The 422-nt window shown below is 63.3% G+C and carries 1 protein-coding gene; it reads left to right on the top strand.

Going from position 1 to position 422, the window contains the following annotated elements:
- On the top strand, positions 1 to 422 hold a 422-nt coding region (locus LH128_RS30730), incomplete at both ends, for an NAD(P)H-dependent oxidoreductase (RefSeq protein WP_008833592.1).

Below are 422 nucleotides of genomic sequence, written 5' to 3'. Positions count from 1 at the left end.
GCACCGCGCATTCTGCTGCTCTATGGCAGCCTGCGCGAACGGTCTTTCTCCCGTCTCGCGGTCGAGGAATCCGCGCGGCTTCTGCGCCTGTTCGGCGCGGAAACCCGCATTTTCGATCCATCGACGCTGCCGCTGCCCGACCAGATAGCGGGTGACGATCATCCCGCCGTTCACGAATTGCGCGAACTGGCGCTGTGGTCCGAGGGCCAGGTGTGGTGCAGCCCGGAGCGGCACGGTCAGATCACAGGCATCATGAAAGCGCAGATCGATCATCTGCCGCTGGAAATGAAGGGAATGCGCCCAACGCAGGGACGCACGCTTGCGGTCATGCAGGTATCCGGCGGCTCGCAGTCGTTCAACGCCGTGAACACGCTTCGCCTGCTGGGCCGCTGGATGCGAATGTTCACCATTCCCAACCAGTC

Origin of the sequence: Sphingomonas sp. LH128 (genome assembly GCF_000293195.2) — a bacterium.
Taxonomy (GTDB): domain Bacteria; phylum Pseudomonadota; class Alphaproteobacteria; order Sphingomonadales; family Sphingomonadaceae; genus Novosphingobium; species Novosphingobium resinovorum_A.
This window is presented reverse-complemented; position numbering and strand designations above follow the sequence as displayed.